Annotated in this window: 16 protein-coding genes; 5 read left to right on the forward strand and 11 right to left on the reverse strand. The window is 68.5% G+C overall.

The features are described from left to right. The first annotated feature begins 38 nt into the window (after window positions 1–38). A complete protein-coding gene (locus KEG38_RS24245) occupies window positions 39–425 on the forward strand; it encodes a VOC family protein (protein ID WP_272422249.1) in 387 nt (128 codons plus the stop codon). A gap of 13 nt (window positions 426–438) precedes the next feature. On the opposite strand, the gene KEG38_RS24250 is transcribed toward KEG38_RS24245, so the two are convergent. Further along, on the reverse strand, window positions 439–1,125 hold the full coding sequence (locus tag KEG38_RS24250; RefSeq protein WP_272422250.1) for a glutathione S-transferase family protein: 687 nt from the start codon (window positions 1,123–1,125) through the stop codon (window positions 439–441). Window positions 1,126–1,149: 24 nt separating this feature from the next. Further along, entirely contained in the window at window positions 1,150–1,635 is a 486-nt protein-coding gene (locus tag KEG38_RS24255) for a DoxX family protein (RefSeq protein ID WP_272422251.1), read from the reverse strand. 131 nt (window positions 1,636–1,766) lie between these two features. Between KEG38_RS24255 and KEG38_RS24260 the strand changes: the two genes are divergently transcribed. After that, complete coding sequence (locus KEG38_RS24260; RefSeq protein ID WP_272422252.1) at window positions 1,767–2,693, forward strand: LysR family transcriptional regulator; 927 nt, start codon at window positions 1,767–1,769, stop codon at window positions 2,691–2,693. 1 nt (window position 2,694) lies between these two features. On the opposite strand, the gene KEG38_RS24265 is transcribed toward KEG38_RS24260, so the two are convergent. The 3 genes from KEG38_RS24265 to KEG38_RS24275 all read right to left on the reverse strand — a co-directional run bounded on the left by KEG38_RS24265 (window position 2,695) and on the right by KEG38_RS24275 (window position 6,669). Continuing rightward, a complete protein-coding gene (locus KEG38_RS24265; RefSeq protein ID WP_272422253.1) occupies window positions 2,695–3,360 on the reverse strand; it encodes a lysophospholipid acyltransferase family protein in 666 nt (221 codons plus the stop codon). A gap of 136 nt (window positions 3,361–3,496) precedes the next feature. Further along, window positions 3,497–5,536: an AgmX/PglI C-terminal domain-containing protein gene (locus KEG38_RS24270; protein ID WP_272422254.1), complete on the reverse strand. Its 2,040-nt coding sequence runs from the start codon at window positions 5,534–5,536 to the stop codon at window positions 3,497–3,499. A gap of 308 nt (window positions 5,537–5,844) precedes the next feature. Continuing rightward, the gene (locus KEG38_RS24275) at window positions 5,845–6,669 is read right to left on the reverse strand and encodes an SDR family NAD(P)-dependent oxidoreductase (protein ID WP_272422255.1); all 825 of its coding nucleotides are present in this window, start codon (window positions 6,667–6,669) and stop codon (window positions 5,845–5,847) included. 380 nt (window positions 6,670–7,049) lie between these two features. On the opposite strand from KEG38_RS24275, the gene KEG38_RS24280 reads away from it, so the two are divergent. After that, window positions 7,050–8,042: a Kelch repeat-containing protein gene (locus KEG38_RS24280; RefSeq protein ID WP_272422256.1), complete on the forward strand. Its 993-nt coding sequence runs from the start codon at window positions 7,050–7,052 to the stop codon at window positions 8,040–8,042. A gap of 4 nt (window positions 8,043–8,046) precedes the next feature. On the opposite strand, the gene KEG38_RS24285 is transcribed toward KEG38_RS24280, so the two are convergent. From KEG38_RS24285 to KEG38_RS24300, 4 genes are read right to left on the reverse strand one after another with little or no spacing between them, the layout of a single operon-like run. Beyond that, window positions 8,047–8,898 (reverse strand): DUF6891 domain-containing protein, encoded by an 852-nt coding sequence (locus tag KEG38_RS24285; protein ID WP_272422257.1) that lies wholly within the window; start codon window positions 8,896–8,898, stop codon window positions 8,047–8,049. Window positions 8,899–8,936: 38 nt separating this feature from the next. Beyond that, window positions 8,937–9,725 (reverse strand): inositol monophosphatase family protein, encoded by a 789-nt coding sequence (locus KEG38_RS24290; RefSeq protein ID WP_272422258.1) that lies wholly within the window; start codon window positions 9,723–9,725, stop codon window positions 8,937–8,939. Window positions 9,726–9,765: 40 nt separating this feature from the next. Further along, on the reverse strand, window positions 9,766–11,214 hold the full coding sequence (locus KEG38_RS24295) for an NAD(P)(+) transhydrogenase (Re/Si-specific) subunit beta (protein WP_272422259.1): 1,449 nt from the start codon (window positions 11,212–11,214) through the stop codon (window positions 9,766–9,768). Between the two features lie 7 nt (window positions 11,215–11,221). Then, window positions 11,222–12,898, reverse strand: a complete 1,677-nt coding sequence (locus KEG38_RS24300; protein WP_272422260.1) for a Re/Si-specific NAD(P)(+) transhydrogenase subunit alpha — start codon at window positions 12,896–12,898, stop codon at window positions 11,222–11,224. A 49-nt stretch (window positions 12,899–12,947) separates the two neighbouring features. Here KEG38_RS24300 and KEG38_RS24305 point away from each other — a divergent pair, with 49 nt between their 5' ends. Continuing rightward, entirely contained in the window at window positions 12,948–13,601 is a 654-nt protein-coding gene (locus tag KEG38_RS24305; protein ID WP_272422261.1) for a polyamine aminopropyltransferase, read from the forward strand. On the opposite strand, the gene KEG38_RS24310 is transcribed toward KEG38_RS24305, so the two are convergent. Then, a complete protein-coding gene (locus tag KEG38_RS24310) occupies window positions 13,598–14,071 on the reverse strand; it encodes a hypothetical protein (RefSeq protein WP_272422262.1) in 474 nt (157 codons plus the stop codon). The genes KEG38_RS24305 and KEG38_RS24310 overlap by 4 nt on opposite strands. A 445-nt stretch (window positions 14,072–14,516) precedes the next feature. Beyond that, complete coding sequence (locus tag KEG38_RS24315) at window positions 14,517–15,188, reverse strand: DUF4230 domain-containing protein (protein ID WP_272422263.1); 672 nt, start codon at window positions 15,186–15,188, stop codon at window positions 14,517–14,519. A gap of 239 nt (window positions 15,189–15,427) precedes the next feature. On the opposite strand from KEG38_RS24315, the gene KEG38_RS24320 reads away from it, so the two are divergent. Then, window positions 15,428–16,534: an SGNH/GDSL hydrolase family protein gene (locus tag KEG38_RS24320; RefSeq protein ID WP_272422264.1), complete on the forward strand. Its 1,107-nt coding sequence runs from the start codon at window positions 15,428–15,430 to the stop codon at window positions 16,532–16,534.

The raw sequence follows: 16,534 nt of genomic DNA on the forward strand, positions 1-16,534 counted from the left end.
TTGAGTCCGGCGCCCGCTCCGTGCTACAAGCCGCCGGCATGAAGCTCGGATATGTCATTCTCTATGTGCAGGACGTCGAGCGGGCCGTCGCCTTTTACGAGCGTGCCTTCGGGCTCGCGCGCCGGTTCGTCCACGAATCCAAGCAATATGCGGAGATGGAGACGGGCGCGACCGCGCTCGCCTTCGCGAGCGAATCCCTCGCCGGATCCCACGGCTTTTCGTTCCGCGCGAGCCGGCCGACCGAACCTGCGGCCGCGGTCGAGATCGCGCTCACCACGCCCGACGTCCCCGCGGCCTTCGCGGTCGCCGTCGGCGCGGGCGCCGCGGCCATGAGCGCGCCCGAGACGAAGCCGTGGGGACAAACCGTTGCTTATGTGCGGGATCTCGACGGCTTTCTCGTCGAGTTGTGCACCCCGATGGGGTGACGGGCGGCGTGGTTCAGGCGCCTTCGGGCGCCTGACGAAGCAGGTAGGCGTCGTGCGACGCGAGGAACGCGCGCAGTTTGTCCGGGTAATTCGCCGGCACCGCATTCTTCACGCTCGGCCGCTCCGCGAGCGCGGCTTTCCAGGCCCGCACGCGGGGCGCCTTCTCGAACACGCGCGTGTCCTTGATCGCGTCGATGACCTCGAAGTACCGGAACGCCGAGGCGATGACGGCGTCGAGCATGCTGAACGTGCGCCCGTGGAAATACGGCCCGTCCGAGACCGCGCCTTCGAGGATCTCCACCTTCGACACGATCGCCTTGCGCTTGGCCTCGAACACCTCGGCATCCTTCGTCGTTTCGAGCGCCCAGATGTCCCCGAGCAGGCCCGAGGCGAGATCGAACCACGCGCGGTCACGGGCGCGCTCGATCGGATCCTCCGGGTGCAATTTCGGCCCCGAAAGCGTCTCCTCCAGGTACTCGCAAATTGCGAGGCTCTCGAAGAGCACGGCCTCTTTTCCGTTTTCGTCGCGCACGCGGAGCAAAGGCACCCTGCCGAGCGGCGAGATCGCGAGGAACCAGTCTGGTTTTTTCGAGAGATCGATGTCGACCCGATCGAATGCGACCCCCTTTTCGGCGAGCACGATGGCGGCGCGCTGCACGTAGGGGCAAAGCTCGTGGCTGATGAGGGTGAGGTGGGTCATGACGTGCTCTTTCGTCTTGGCGGGTTAGCCGTGGGCGAGAGCCTTGGACAGCCGCGGCGCGGGCGCAAGCTTTTCCACGAGCCACGTATCGAGCGCGTACTTGCCGCCGCCGAAGACCATCACGGGCACGCTCAGCGCGAGCGCGAGCAGGTGATACTCGAAGCCCTCGCCTTGCTGCGCGCCGAACCAGTTCATGAAGAACCCGTGCTGCGCATGCGAGGTCACGATCGCGCCCAGCATGATCGAGGTGATCCCGAACGCGGCGGCGCGCGAGAATGCGCCGAACGCGAGCAGGACCGCGCCCGCCGATTCGCCCAGGATGACGAGGAAGGCGAGCGGCGCGGGCAGGTGCATGGTGTTCGTGAAAAACCCCATCGTGCCCGAGAATCCATGTCCGCCGAACCAGCCGAAGAGCTTCTGCGCGCCGTGGGGGAACACCACGAGGGCGAGGACGAGGCGTTGCACGAAGAGGGCGAGGTTCTGCTCCTGGGTCTCGAGAAGTCGCTTCATGACGATCTCCTTTGCCCCTCTTCTTTAACGCGCCCGGCGGATCTCGATTAGGTGGGGCCTGGAGCAAGGACTGTTCTCCTCCGGGCAACAATCCCGCACCCCGCGACGCGCCTACCTGCTATCGTGCCGGCATGTCGTTCGATCTCGAGTCCCTCGCTTCCATGGCCCTCTTCGCGCGTGTCGTGCAGGCGCGTTCCTTCACGGCGGCCGCGGCGCAGTCCGGCATCGCGAAGTCCGCCGTGAGCCGGCGCATCGCGGGCCTCGAACAGCGCCTCGGCGTCGAGCTCCTGCGCCGCTCCACGCGCAAGCTCGCCCTCACGGACGAGGGCCTGCGCTTCTACGAGCATTGCAAGAAGATCCTCGAAGCCGCGAGCGCCGCCGAGGACGCCGTCTCCGCCGCGAGCGAAGTGATCCGCGGCCGCATCCGCATCAGCGCGCCGGTGACATTCTCGCGAATGTACCTCGTCCAGGCGCTCGCCGCGTTCCTCCGCGAGCACCCCGAGGTCGAGATCGATCTCGTGCTCGACGATCGATTCGTCGACGTCATCGAGGGCGGCTTCGATTTGATCCTGCGCATCGGCCGGCTCAAGGACGCGAGCTTCGTCGCTCGCCGTATCGCCACCGATCGAATCGTCGTCGTCGCCGCGCCCTCCTACCTCGAACGCGCGGGCATTCCGCAGACGCCCGAGGACCTCGTGAACCACAATTGCCTGCGTTATACGCTCGTCCCGGCGAGCGGCGAATGGCGATTCCGCGGCGAGGCCATCCCCGTGCACGGAAACCTCGACGTGAACGACGGCGCCACCCTCGTTCAGGCGGCGATCGCCGGCCTCGGCCTCACGGTCGTTCCGATGTTCATGGTGGCGTCCGAGGTCGCCGCGGGCCGGCTCGTTCTCGTGCTCGAGGAGCATCGTCGGGGGGAGATCGGCATTCATGCGGTCACGGCCCAGGGCAAGGGGCTACCTCGACGAACCCGCGCGCTGCTCGATTTCTTGAGCAAATGGTTCGAGGACCGGTGCTGGGAGGCCCTCCGCGACAGGGCCTCCCAGCCGTGTTAGATCAGGCTCGACCGAGCGCTTCGCTCAGCGCAGCCTCGGCCTTCGCAAACGTCATTTCGGTGACGTGGATGGGCGGCCCGTAACGCACGCGAATCGTGGCCGACGGCACGGGCAAGCACATGTGATCCCAGCGGGGGAGCCAGAGCGCGCGGTCGCACTCGACATGCATCGGGAGCAGGGGGACGCGCGCCGCGACCGCCATCTGGAACGCGCCACGTTTGGGGCGATGAAGCGGGCCACGCGGACCGTCCACGGCAACCATGGTGCTGTACCCCTGCTTGAGGCACTCGATGACGCGGTCGAGCCCCTGGGCGCCGCCGTGGCCCGCTGAGGCCATCACCGCGCGCCACCCGAGCTTCTGCCCGAGGACGTCCCAGATCGCATTGGGCCACCACGGGTGGACCAGCGCGCCAAAGCGCCGATCCCTCTGCGTGTGGAGGATCGTGAGGAAACCCGGCACGCCCCACGTGTGCCAGAAACAGCAAATGGAGCTCGGCAACTCCTGGAGGATCTCTCGGCCCTCGACCTCGATACGACACGTCTCCAGCAGGACCTGCAGGTACCCGTGGAGCGCCGCGCTCCCGACCCGGGCATACCCACGGAGCAAGGGGCGGAGGTGGGGCGGCACGCTATCGACCGTGTAGATCGTCGAAGGTTTTCGAGGCATGCGTGAACACGAGCATCCACCGCTCGGGCCTCGAAATGCAAGGGCCCCGCACCCGCGCGCAGGTGATTCAATCGGGACGTGCGAGAGAATGCGGGGGCGCCGGACCGTCATGGGTCTGGCGCCCCCATTGCGGGGATCAGCCGCCGGGGCTGAACATGATGGGATACACGACCGTCACGATGCCGCCTTCCGGCTGCGGGAAGGACAGACCATAGAAGGCGCGGACCACACACGACACCACGCCGCCGTCCGGCATGTCCGATCCGCCATTGCCCACGTTCGACACCGCGCCGTCGCGGCCGATGACGAATCGAACCGCCACGCGGCCCTGCAGGTTCGGGTTGTTCCGCAGGCCATTCTCGTAGCAAAGGCGGAATCGGCCGAAGTTCTGGCGCACGATGCGCTGGATGACCTCGGGCGGCAGCCGTCCGCTCACGCTCGTGGCGCCCATGCGCACCTGCGGCGGCTTCGTGCGGTGCGCGCCGGACAATCGGCCGTGACCCGAGCCGAAGCCCTGGCCCGTGCCCGTGCCCGCGCCGTGCCCGATCGTGCCGATCGAGCCGAGGCCGATGCCCTCGCCGCGACCACCGCCGCCCTCGCCGATACCGGACAAACCGAGGCCGCCCGCGCCGAACGAATCGCCGATGTTGTCGCCCCACATGTTGCCGCGCGCCGAGAGCGCGTCATTGCCGAGCGAATCGTCGCGGCCCCACGGAGCCGTCGGCGCATTCGGATCGCCGCCGGCGCCCGCATTGAGCAGGCCGATCATGCCGAACTCGGCCGCGTCGCGCAATGCCGCCTGCCGCGCGATGTGCGGATCGGTGTTGTCCTGCGGGCCCTGTACGCCATAACGATTGCCCGTCGCCTTCGTGGTCGGGTTCCCCATGGAACCCTCTTCGCCCTTCGCCTTCGTGCCGGTGCCGCCCTCCTTGTTGTCGGCGTTGTTCTCCGCCGTCATGTCGGTCGGCTTCTCTTCCTGCTCCTTCTCGGCCGCGGCATTGAGGAACTGCTGGATCATGAACTTCTGATCGTCCGAGACCCCGTCCTCGTCGGTCGCGCCCATCGGGGGCATGAAAAACGCCATCGCGGCGAGCAGGCCCACGTGCACGGCCGTCGACAGACCGTGATAGAGGTAATTCTGCGTATCGAGCTGCACGTGGCCCGCGACCACGCGGCCCGCGTTCACCGTTGACACCTGGAAAATCAGCCCGTCCACCTCGATCCGCGCCTTCGAGCCCGGAGGCAGCGTCATCTGGAACGCGCCCGAGAGCTCCGCGCACGGCTGCGTTTTCCCGCTGTCGATCGCCTGCTGCACCGTCATCTTCGGCTGACCGGCGAGCTCGATCGTGCCCTTCGCCCGCGGCAGGAGCACCACCGCCACCGACCCGCCCTTGTCCGCGAGCACCACGGGCGCGCGCGTCGTGCCGAGTTTTTCCTGCGGCACGAAGTAATCGCACTTGAAGTTCTTCGTCTCCTCCTCGCCCACGTAATACGAGCGCGGCGGCGTCAGGTGCGCGACGTTCAGGACCATTTGATCCCAAAGAATCATGACCTCGACCGACGCGGACGGCGTCTCGACCTCGTCCGACGGGACGTCCGGGCCGCTCTTGACGAGCTGGTACGTGTACGAACCCTCGGGCGCGTCGTGCGGCACTTCATCGTGCGAGGGCGGCTTCGGCTGCGCGAACGGGTTCTGCATGCCAAACGGATCCCCGCCGCCGAACGGGCTCGCCGCGGGCGCCGCGCCGAACGGGTTCGCCCCGCCAAACGCGGCGGGCGCCGCGGGCGCGCTGAACGGGTTTGCCGAGGGCGACGCGAACGGGTTTGCCCCGGGCTTCGACGCGCCGATCGCGACGGCCACGGGCTCGGCCTTTTCCAGCAGGATCTTCGTGCCGCCGATCTGGAGCTGATCGCCCGCCTTGACCTTCACCTTGTTGACGCGCGCGCCATTGACGAGCGTCCCCGGCTCATTGCCGAGATCGATGAGGGTGATGTCCTCGGGCGACGCGACCTCGATGACCGCGTGCATACGCGAGGCCAATTCATCGTCCACCCGGAGGTGGCTCTTCGGATCCTTTCCGACCTTGACGATGTCTTGCGTCACCGTCTCTCGACGGACGAGCGCGTCATTCTGGTACAGCGCGAACGTGAGCGCGACCTTCTGCTTGCCTTCCATGGTGAGCCAGCCTTTCCTGCCGTGCCGTCCCGCCGAGGCGGGCAAATGCCCCCGCGAGAGGCTCGGGGGGTTAGCGTTTTCGTGCTCGGAGCCTGTTTTCTTCCGTGAGGGGGTCCGATGAACGGGGCCGAGCCCCACATTCGATCGGCGCTTGCTCCCTGCTCGCCTCCATCGACAGCCGTTCGGACCCAAGGTTCCCGAACGGCGCGCGATCGATCGGCAGGGGCGTCCGGAAGCCCGCCCCGCGCGGACCGAGGCCCGCCTCCGGACGCGGCCGGGGGACGAAAAAAGCGAGGTCGGGTCGGAGGTCAGCGCGCCGCGAGGATCGGCGCGAGCAGGGTCTCGGTGGCGCGGCGGAGGGCCCCGCGGGCGCGGTCGTCGTAGGCCTGCGCGTTGGCGCGCGCGGTACGTTCGACGTCGAAGTATTCGCCGGTGAGCTGCTCGTCGAGCGAGCGTTCGAGAACGGCGCGGATCGCGCGGGCGCCGTCCTCCGGCTTGCCCCAGGACTGGCCGAACGTCTCGCGCACGATCTTCGTATCGAGCATCGCTCCGGGGTGCACCGCGTTGATCGCGATATCGGGGTATTTCTGCGCGAGATCGAAGGTCCAGAGGATGAGCGCGAGCTTGCTCCTGCGATAAGCGCGGAGCCCCTCGTACCCGTGGGTGCTCATGAGATCCTCGAAATCGAGCGGCTCTTGTCCCGACGAGGCAACGTTGAGGATGGCCTTCGGCGGGCGCTGGCAGAGCGAGAGCCAAAGCTCGGTGAGCACCACGGGCGCCAGGTAGTTCACGGCGAAGCGCTTTTCGTGCCCCTCTTCGGTCTCCTCCCGCGCGTCCTGCTTCTTGCCGGCCCCGGCGCCCGCGTTGTTCACGATGACGTCGAGCGCGGGCAGCTCCGCGGCAAGCGCGCGGACCATGGACGCGGTCGAGGTGAGCGAGCTCAGATCCGCCACGACGTGGCGGGGACGGGTGCCGGTGACGAGCTCGAATTCATGCGCCAGCTCGCGCACCTTCTCGGACGATCGCCCGTGGAGAATCACCTCGCTGCCCTGCTCGAGGAGCAGCTTCGCCGTGGCCCGCCCGATACCGTCCGTCGAGCCCGTGACGAGCACTTTCATTCCCGGTGCCGGCATGTCGTCGCTCTCCTCCTTATTTCCCCATCCCCCGCCAAATGACGATGCGCCCTCGCGCGGTCCCGGGTCAAGCGAGAGGCACGGTTCTCGTGCATCCATGTATCACCGCTCTCCCCGTTCTCGCGGCCTTCCTTTTTTGCGCCGACGCGAACGGCGCGGCTCTTGCCAGGGCGTGCGGGGCGAGAGAAATGCGACACCCACAAGCTCGCTCCTTGATCCTCGCCCTCGGATTCGTGCTCCTCCATCCTGCTCTGCCTGCGGATGCCGCCCCAGGTCCCGCGGGGCCCGAGCCCGCTCGATTGCCCGTGCCTGCACGCCTGCTCGGGCCTCGTATTCGTTCCCCGTTCGATAACGCGGGGCGTATGTGGAGCGTGGCGTCGATGATGACGCCGCGGCGCGCGCACACGGCGACCACGCTTCCGGACGGCCGCGTCCTCGTCGTCGGGGGCCTCGACGGCGATTCGTACCTCGCCACCGCGGAAGTGTATGATCCGATCGCAGCGCAATTCGTTCCCGTTGGAACCTTATCGGAAGCGCGTGCACATCATATCGCGATCCGCCTCGCCGATGGCCGCGTGCTCGTCGCCGGCGGCGAGCGAGCGCCGGGCGCTCCGATGGACAGCGCGGAGGTTTTTGATCCGGCATCGAATACCTGGACGCGCGTGGGCTCGATGCTGGCGCCGCGGATCGACCATGCCGCGGCCTTGCTCTCGGACGGCCGTGTCCTCATCGCCGGGGGATACGACGGCGCGCGGACGCTCGCGCTCGTCGACGTGTTCGACCCGGCTACCTCCGTCTTCCGTCCCGCCGCGCCGATGTCCGCGCCGCGCTCCGAGTTCACGGCGACCGCGCTCGCGGACGGAAACGTCCTCGTCGCGGCGGGCGTGGGCGGATCGGCGCGGCTCGCGACGGCGGAGATCTACGAGGCGAAGAGTGATCGGTGGCGACAAACCGGCCCGTTGCGGGCGCGGCGCGGCGCGCACGTCGCGGCGCTGCTCGAAGACGGCGGGGTCCTCGTGGCGGGCGGGATCGTCGGCATTCACGCGGTGGCGACGGCGGAGCGGTGGAGCCCGGTCACGAATTCGTGGACGAGCGCGGCGTCGATGCACGAGACGCGCTTCAACGACGTGGCGCTCGGGCTCCCGGACGGCCGCTTGCTCGTGGCCGGCGGCGAGAATGACAACGGAAGCACGCTCGCTTCGGTCGAGATCTACGATCCCGCGGCGAACACGTGGCTCCTCGCGCCCGCACTGGGCAGCCCGCGCAGCCTGATGGCGGCGGCGCTGCTCGACGATGGATCGGTGCTCTTCACGGGCGGATGGGCGCCGCCGTCATCGTGGGCGAGCTCGGAGATTCACAAGCCGGCGGAATGATCGTTCAGGAAAAACCGTCGGCGCGGAGCTCGGCGACGATCCCGTCGAGCTCCGCGCGGGGGTCGCGGCAGGCGCGCTTGCGCTCGACGATGTCGCCGTCGCTGTCCTTGATGCGGATGCGGAGGGCGTTGAATTCGGTCCACGCCGACCATTCGCGGCCATCGGCATGGCGCAGCGTGACCGCGGGCGGAGGCTCGGCGGGCACGGCGGTCTCGCCGTCGAGATCCTCGGTCCAGGCGGGGCCACGTTCGGGGCGGGGGAGGACGGTTCCGCGCGTGCCGAGTGGAATCGGCGGCCGCGCCGAGACGCGCCGCTTTCGCCATTCGAACGGCTCGATCTCGATCCGCGTGTCGGATTGTCCGTTCCACGTCCAAGGAACGCCGAACCGATCGAGCGCGTCGCAGATCTCGCGGCCCACGGCCTGGACCGCGGAGGGACCGTCCTCGCGCGCTCCATAAGCGAGCATGAGCCCGCCGCCCTCGACGCCGCGCTCGGTGTCCTGCTGGTGGTAAAACACGTATCCGCGCGCGCCGGTCTCGGACATCGTCCCCCAGGCCTCGGAGTGACCGCAGGAGCTACAGCACGTGAAGTTCTGCGCGGTGAAGATGCCGCGCTTCGTGAGGTCCTCGAACGCCGCGTCGATGCGGTCGTTCGTGCTCACATCTTTCCACCCGCGCTCCTCGGCCTCGGCCCGGTTCCATAACTTCGCCGCGTAGCCGCGCACCTTCTCGGCGACCGCGTCGTACTTCGGATCGGCGCACATCGCCTTCACCGAATCGAAGAGCTCCTTCTTCGTGGTCCCCGCGCGCACGAGGGTTTTTACTTGGTCGAAGATCCAGCCCGCGTCGTCCGACATGCGCGGAAGCGTACCCGGATGGCGCGGATTCGGGAAGATCAGGCGAGCGCGGCGAGGACGTGATCGTGCAGCTTGCCATTCGACGCGACGCAATGGCCCGAGGCGACGGTCGAACGGCCCTCGAAATCGGTGAACCGCCCGCCCGCCTCCTCGACGAGGACAGCGAGCGCGGCGATGTCCCATATCTTCACGCCCGCCTCGATCCACGCCTCGGCGCGCCCCGTGAGCACGAGCGCGCAGCCGGCGAGATCTCCGTAGCAGCGGGCCTGCGCCGCGGAGAGCGCGAGGCGAGACACGCGCTCGCCGAGGGGAGGCGCGAGCAAGCAGCGGGGCTCGCCGAGGGAGAGCGTCGCGTCTTCGATGTTCGTGATGCCCGAGACGGCGAGGCGCTCGGGCGGCTCCGTTCCGATCTGACGAAACGCGCCGAGCCCCCGCGCCGCCCAGTACGTTTCGCCGAGCGCGGGGAGGGCCATCGCGCCGGCCACGATGACGCCGCGGTGCTCGAGGGCCACGAGCGGCCCCCAGAACGAGCCGCCGCGCGAAAACCCGCGCGTGCCGTCGAGTGGATCGACGATCCAGCGGGCCTCGTTGTCCGCGCCTTCGTGCGCGCCCGTCTCCTCGCCGAGCAGGGCATGATCGGGGAAGCGCGCGCGGATGACGGCAAAGATGGCCGCCTCGGCGTCACGATCCGCGGCCGTGACGGGCGTCCGATCGGGCTTCGTCTCCACCCTGACGCCGCGCCGAAAGTGCACGAGGCTCGCCGCGGACGCGGCCTCCACTGCGGCCCGCGCCGTGGCGGCTGCTTGCTGGAGATCGATCTCGCTCATGGGATTTACGACGCGGGAGTCGGGAATCGCGCGGCCGGCGTCAGGCCGCTTGTTGCTCGGCGCGGGCGGAGAGAGCGCTCAGGAGCTTCTGCACGCTCGCCTTGGCGTCGCCGAAGAGCATGAGCGTGTTGTCGAGGTAGCAGAGCGGGTTGTCGACGCCCGCGTAGCCCGCGGCCATGCCGCGCTTCAGCATGATCACGCGCCCGGCCTTCCACACCTCGAGCACGGGCATGCCGTAGATCGGGCTCTCGGGATCGTCGAGCGCGCTCGGGTTCACGATGTCGTTCGCGCCGATGACGATGACGACGTCGGTCTCCTCGAAGTCCTCGTTGATCTCCTCCATCTCCTTCACGGCCTCGTACGAGACGTTCGCCTCGGCGAGCAGCACGTTCATGTGCCCGGGGAGGCGGCCCGCGACGGGGTGGATCGCGTACCGCGCCTTCGTGCCGCGCCGCTCGAGCAGCGTCGTGATCTCTTTGACCGCGTGCTGCGCCTGCGCGACGGCCATGCCGTAGCCGGGCACGACGATCACGTTCTTCGCGCCGAGCAGGAGATCGGCCGCGCCGTCGATGCTCGTCTCGTTCACCTTCTTCGCCGGCTCGCCCTTCTTCGCCGCCGGCACCGCGCCGCCCTGCTCGCCGAAGCCCGCGAAGACCACGTTCCAGATGGAGCGGTTCATCGCCTTGCACATGATGTAGCTCAGGATCGCGCCCGAGCTGCCGACGAGCGCGCCGGTCACGATGAGCAGATCGTTGCCGAGCATGAAGCCCGCCGCGGACGCGGCCCAGCCCGAGTAGCTGTTCAGGAGCGAGACCACGACGGGCATGTCGCCGCCGCCGATCGCGAGCACGAGGTGCGCGCCGAGCACGCTGGCGACGCCCGTGGACACGAGCAGGTAGGGCACGCGCACGTCCTCGCCGCCGCGGAACGCCGCGATGGCGAGGAAGATACACGCGAAGACCATCGACGCGTTCAGCGCGTGACGCGCCGGGAGCACGAGCGGCTTCGATCCGATCGTGCCGCGCAGCTTGAGGAACGCGATGACCGAGCCGGTGAAGGTGATGGCGCCGATGAACACGCCCGCGTGGATCTCCACGTGGTGCGCGACGTCGGGCGCCCCGCCGGCGCGCACGCCGTTCATCTCGCTGGCGATGCCCACGAGCGCCGCGGCCGCGCCGACGAAGCTGTGCAGCACCGCCACGAGCTCGGGCATGCTCGTCATGGCGACGCGCGCCGCGAGCACCGCGCCGATCACGGCGCCCACGCCGATCGCCGCCGCGAGCAGGCCGAGATCCGAAGGGCCGGCCGCGAGGGCCTTGTTCTCGGGCGCCACGACGGCGCCGAGCGTGACGGCGACCGCGAGGAGCATGCCGACCGTACCGAGGAGGTTGCCCCGACGAGCCGTTTGCTGCGTGCTGAGCCCGCGGAGGGACATCACGAACAGGAGGCTCGCCACGAGATAAGCGACGTTCACGAGGGTGATGCGCATCGGCCTCTCACTTGCGGAACATGCGCAGCATCCGCTGCGTCACGAGGAAACCACCGGCCACGTTGATCGACGCGAGCAAGACCGCGACGGCGCCGAGCAGGGCCGCCACGGGCGCGCCCCCTCCGCCGCCGTTCGCCGCGAGCAGCATGCCGCCGATCAGGATGATGCCGCTGATCGCGTTGGTGACGCTCATCAGCGGCGTGTGGAGCGCGGGCGTGACGTTCCAGACGAGGTGCCAGCCGACGACACACGCGAGCAGGAAGACCGTCAGGTGTTGCACGAGCTCCTGGCTTCCGAAGAGGCCAACGGGCGCGAGGAACGCGAGCGCGAGGCCCGTGCCGATCCGCGCGGGCCACGGACTCTCCGGGACCTCCGGCTTCGGATGGGCGTGCGCGGGCGGCTTCGGCGCAGGCGCCGGCGCGCCGCCTCGGATCTCGGGGCGCGGCGGCGGCCACTTGAGCTCGCCGTCGAGCAGGACCAGCATTCCGCGCTGGATCTCGTCGTCGAGCGAGAGCTCCCACGTCTTCTTCTTGCCCATGATCTCGTCGAGCAGGTTGACGATCGTCATGGCGTAGAGCTCGCTCGCCTGGCGAGCCATCCGGCTCGTGAGATCGGTGTGCCCCACGATCGTCACGCCGTACCGCTCCACCGTGCGATCACGCTCGGTGAGCGCGCAGTTGCCGCCTTGCTCGGCCGCGAGGTCCACGATCACCGAGCCGCGGTGCATGCCCACGACCGCGCCCGACGTGATGAGCTCGGGCGCCTTTTTCCCGGGGATCAGCGCGGTCGAGATGACGATGTCGCTCGTCCGGCAGTGCTCCGCGATGAGCTGCTGCTCGGCCGCGAGGTACGCCTCGCTCACTTCCTTCGCGTAGCCGCCCTGGCCTTCGCCCGTCTCGCCCTGGAACTCGAACGGGACGAACTCCGCGCCCATGCTCGTGACCTGCTCGCGCACGACGGGCCGCGTATCGAACGCCTTCACCATCGCGCCGAGCGCGCGCGCGGCGCCGATCGCCGCGAGCCCCGCGACGCCCGCGCCGATGATGAAGACCTGCGCGGGCTTGATGCGCCCCGCGGCCGTCACCTGCCCGCCGAGCAGCCGCCCGTAGTGCGAAGCCGCCTCGATCACGGCCCGGTAGCCGTTCACGTTCGCCATCGCGCTCAGGGCGTCGAGCTTCTGCGCGCGCGTGATGCGCGGGACGGCGTCCATCGCGAGCACCGTCGCCTTGCGTTTGCCGAGCCGCTCGACGAGCTCCTTGTTCTGCGCGGGCCAGAGGAACGAGATGAGTTTTTGCCCGGCGCGGAGCTGATCGGCCTCGTGCTCGCCCGTCTCCGGGTGCGCCCCCGGCGGGCGGACCTTCGTGATCACGTCGGCCTCGTGGAACACATCGGCCGCCTTCGGCACGATACGCGCGCCCGCCTCGGCGTACGCCGCGTCCTCGAACCCGGCCGACGCGCCGGCCCCGCTCTCGAGGATGACCTCGAGGCCCATCTTCACGAGCCGCCCGACGGACGCCGGCGTCGCGGCCACGCGCCGCTCGCGCGGCTCGATCTCCTTCAGGACGCCGATGGAGACCTTCGCCTCGCCTCCGGCCTCCTTCGCCGAACCCCCAGGCTTTTGCGCCCCGCTCGCCGGCTCCGTAGGAAGCACGGCGATCGCACCCGCCTTCACTTCTTCAACCATTGCGGTGCGCAGTGTACGAGAAATCGTCCGCGCGGGGTAAACTCCGGGGGTGGTTGCCGTCGTTCGTGTCCTCGAAGAAGCCGGTCAGACGCTCGTGCTCCGTGATCTCGGCACGCATCATGAGCTCCTGCTCGGCCAAACTCCCATCCTTTCCAGCAAAGCCCTGGAAACCGAGCGGGCGTTCGGCGCCCTCGCCGGCTCTGCCCGGGACGACCGTTCGCCGCAGACGATCCTGATCGGCGGGCTCGGGTTCGGCGCGACGCTCGCCGCGGCACTCGCGGCCGTGGGCCCCGAGACGCGCGTGATCGTCGTGGAAAAACTCCGCGCCGTGGCGGAGATCGTGCGCGGCGAGCTCTCGCACGTGGCCCCAGGCGTGCTCGACGATCCGCGCGTCGAGCTCGTGCACGCCGACGTCGCCGAGGAGATCGGCCGTCGTTCGAACCTCGACGCCATCCTGCTCGACGTCGACAACGGCCCAGGCTGGGCGTCGTTCCGGACGAACGCACGCCTCTATACGCAGGCGGGCTTGGGCCTCGCCTTCAACGCGCTGCGTCCAGGCGGCGCCTACGCGGTGTGGAGCGGGTATCCCGCCGACGCCTTCCTCGCCGAGCTGCGCAAGGCGGGCTTTTCGCCTTCGATCGTCCCGCTCTACGAGCGCGGCGTCGTGCGCGCGCGGGCCTACGTGGGGCGGCGGCGGGGCTAACGGTCGCCCTCGCTTGGCGCGGGAGGCGACGGCGAAGGCTCCGGGGGCCTGCCTTTCGGCGCCACGCTTCGCGGCGCGGTCGTGGAGAAGGCGACGGCAGGCGCGGCGCTTGCGCTCGGCGTCGTCGTGACCGCCTTGCCGAGCTCCGTGCAGTGCCATGCACCGACGAGGATGTGCTCGCGCTGGCATTGCACCGACTTCGTCCCCGCGGGCGTCGATAACTGGAGCGTGTGCGCCCAGGGCGTTCGCTCCCACATCGTATATTGTGTTTGGCACGTCGCCGATTGGCCTTCGCAGGCGGTATGGCTCGCCAGACGGTCGACCTCGATGGTGGAGCCGAAGACGTTGACGAGACACATGACCGCGACGCCGATGCTCAGCGCGCCTGTGATGAGGTTGAACATAGCCCGGACGAACTCCGCGCCTGCGGAGTCGCCGCGCTGCGGAGCCGTGGATCGCGCTTCCGTCATGGGGAAGACGGTACACGGACAAACGGCAGATGAGAAGGGACAAACGGTTCGGCGCGCCGACAAACTGGCAGGCGCTGCGCTGGGGCTTTGCCCCAGGCCCCACCGGGGCTATCCGCCCCTGGACCCGGACCAGCGCAAGCGCTGGACCCGGGGTCGATGAACTGCGCATTGCGCAGTTCATCGAACAGGCCAGGTCAAGACCAACGACGACCCCGCCAGCCAAGACAGCAGCGCTGACGTCTCGACCCATGACGCCGACGGCGTGAGACGCACCTTCGCAGTCTTGCCACCGGCCTGTGGGAAGAACTGCGCATCGCGCAGTTCTTCCCCCTGAGGTCCAGGGCTTGCCCTGGTTCGGGTCGAGGGGCGAACAGCCCCCGCGGGGCCCGGGGCAGCGCCCCGGCGCGGCGGTTGGGGGCGGTGGCGGGGAGCGCCGCTCGCCGTATCACCGATCTCGGGATTGGAAGTGAACCTCGACGCGCTTCGCGCCGAGCGCCTTCGCCAGCGCTGAGAGCTGCTTCTCGGCTTGTGTTCGCGCGCGGCGCATCACGTCGGGCGTGCGTGCGGCGGCCTCGATTGCGCGTTGCGCTTGCCTGCGCGCGCTTGCTTCGAGTTGCTCGTTCCGCTTCGCGAGCAGGTCCGTCGACCGCGAGAACACGTATGTCCCGTCCTCGTCGAGCGTTGCGGAGAGCACCTCGGGCTCGGGCAGATCGATCCGCGCGGCGCCGGTCTTTGGATCGAACGAGACGTCCTCTTCGCGCATCTTGCCGAGATCCACGCCGACGACTGCGCGCCCGACGGCGACCAGGAGCAGCGCGTCTTTCGCCTCGACGAGCCCGAAGAATGCGCTTTGCCGGTCCGTCAGGTCGACGACCTTCTCCACGTGCACCTCGGCCGTCTCCAGCCGCGACACCTCGCGGATCGCGTGGAGCAGGGACGGCGTCGGCCGTTCCGTGATCACGTGATCCGGCTGGGACAGGAGCTTCGGCGCGAGCACGGCGAGCGCGCCGCCGAGCGTCGCGGCCACGAGGATCGTGATCCCGAGCCTCCACGCGCCGTGCAGCGATGCGACGAGCCGGGTCAGCGGAGAGGGGCGCTCGGACGAGGGGTCGGGCACGGCGCGAGTGTAGCAGCGGAGGGCGCCCCGCTCCATTTCGCAATGCGTCGCGAGCAACGCCTCCACTGGTCACGCAACATTCCATGGGAAGTGCACGCAATCCATCAGCGATTCGCGCGTTGACAGATCAGGACTTACGTTATTGAATAGACGCCGGCCCGTGGTTTCCTTTGTCCACGCGCCGATGCCGGCGGACCATGTGATGACGATCCTTCGCGATCGTCGAGGAGAGGAATGTCATGCGCACCATTGGAAACGTCGCGGCCCTTCGCCTCGGCCAGGCCGTTCTTTCGCTCGGGATCCTGCTGGGAGGCCGCGAAGCGCTGGCCAATACGTTGACGCAGAACAGCTCGTGGACGATCGACCGGGCGGGCACGACGGCAAAATATCGCGTCGTTGCATACGGCGACTCCATCTTCGCGGGCTACAATGGCAGTCTGTCGAACGTCGACAAGCGCGCCGCCACCTGGGTTCAGGGTGAATATCTCTCGAATAGCTGGAACAGCGACATCGAGGTCATCAGGCGCACGAAGTCGGGCGCGAAGGCCGACGACATCTACAACAACAAGATCGTCGCCGAGAAATCGCACATGCAGACGGCGAACACGCGCGTCGTGACGTTCGAGATGTGCGGCAACGACTTCTTGCAGGCGCGCGACAGCTTCGCCGATCAGTCCGGAACGTGTAGCTACGGCGTGCTCGACACGGCGCTGGCGAACTGTACCAAGTACCAGGAGCTCGCGATGCAGTTCATCAACGCGAACACGAACGCCGCGACGAAGAAGAAGATGATCATGAACCTCTACTACCCCGGCTACGACGCCGACAACGCCACGTCGAGCTGCACGGACGCGTCTTCGGGGCAGAAGGTCAACAAGCAAACCGCCATGTTCCCGCGCCTGGCGCGTAGCAATTACCGCGCATGCAAGCTCGCGGCGCAATACGGCTTCGACTGCGTCGACGCGTTCGCGGAGTACATGGGCGCCGACTACGATTCCAACGGCGATGGCAAAATCGACTCGGACGGGCTCCGCTACATCCCAGGCGAAACCGAGGACGCCTACGTGACGCGTATCACGAGCACGCTGCGCGGCACGATCCGGGACGCGAACAGCCATTTCGAGAACTCGGGGACGAGCTTCGACTACATCCTTTCCGACGACACGCACCCCTCGTACTCGGGCAGCACCCTTTATGTCGGCCTCTTCGGCGGTACGGGCTCCGGCTCGGGCGCGCCGGAGTATTCGGGCGCGCAGATCGTGGGCGGCAAGAACCCGGTCTGGAACCGGTACGGCCACGAGCGCGCTGGCTGGGCGCATTCGCTCTTCAACCCGCTCGCGCCCTGA

This window comes from Polyangium jinanense (assembly GCF_028435265.1).
Lineage (GTDB): Bacteria > Myxococcota_A > Polyangia > Polyangiales > Polyangiaceae > Polyangium > Polyangium jinanense.

Coding starts and splice junctions, on each gene's coding strand:
- KEG38_RS24255 (WP_272422251.1), bottom strand. CDS start 1,635: ATGAAGCGACTTCTCGAGACCCAGGAGCAGAACCTCGCCCTCTTCGTG.
- KEG38_RS24320 (WP_272422264.1), top strand. CDS start 15,428: ATGCGCACCATTGGAAACGTCGCGGCCCTTCGCCTCGGCCAGGCCGTT.
- KEG38_RS24300 (WP_272422260.1), bottom strand. CDS start 12,898: ATGGTTGAAGAAGTGAAGGCGGGTGCGATCGCCGTGCTTCCTACGGAG.
- KEG38_RS24285 (WP_272422257.1), bottom strand. CDS start 8,898: ATGTCGGACGACGCGGGCTGGATCTTCGACCAAGTAAAAACCCTCGTG.
- KEG38_RS24290 (WP_272422258.1), bottom strand. CDS start 9,725: ATGAGCGAGATCGATCTCCAGCAAGCAGCCGCCACGGCGCGGGCCGCA.
- KEG38_RS24260 (WP_272422252.1), top strand. CDS start 1,767: ATGTCGTTCGATCTCGAGTCCCTCGCTTCCATGGCCCTCTTCGCGCGT.
- KEG38_RS24310 (WP_272422262.1), bottom strand. CDS start 14,071: ATGACGGAAGCGCGATCCACGGCTCCGCAGCGCGGCGACTCCGCAGGC.
- KEG38_RS24265 (WP_272422253.1), bottom strand. CDS start 3,360: ATGCCTCGAAAACCTTCGACGATCTACACGGTCGATAGCGTGCCGCCC.
- KEG38_RS24270 (WP_272422254.1), bottom strand. CDS start 5,536: ATGGAAGGCAAGCAGAAGGTCGCGCTCACGTTCGCGCTGTACCAGAAT.
- KEG38_RS24275 (WP_272422255.1), bottom strand. CDS start 6,669: ATGCCGGCACCGGGAATGAAAGTGCTCGTCACGGGCTCGACGGACGGT.
- KEG38_RS24245 (WP_272422249.1), top strand. CDS start 39: ATGAAGCTCGGATATGTCATTCTCTATGTGCAGGACGTCGAGCGGGCC.
- KEG38_RS24280 (WP_272422256.1), top strand. CDS start 7,050: ATGATGACGCCGCGGCGCGCGCACACGGCGACCACGCTTCCGGACGGC.
- KEG38_RS24295 (WP_272422259.1), bottom strand. CDS start 11,214: ATGCGCATCACCCTCGTGAACGTCGCTTATCTCGTGGCGAGCCTCCTG.
- KEG38_RS24250 (WP_272422250.1), bottom strand. CDS start 1,125: ATGACCCACCTCACCCTCATCAGCCACGAGCTTTGCCCCTACGTGCAG.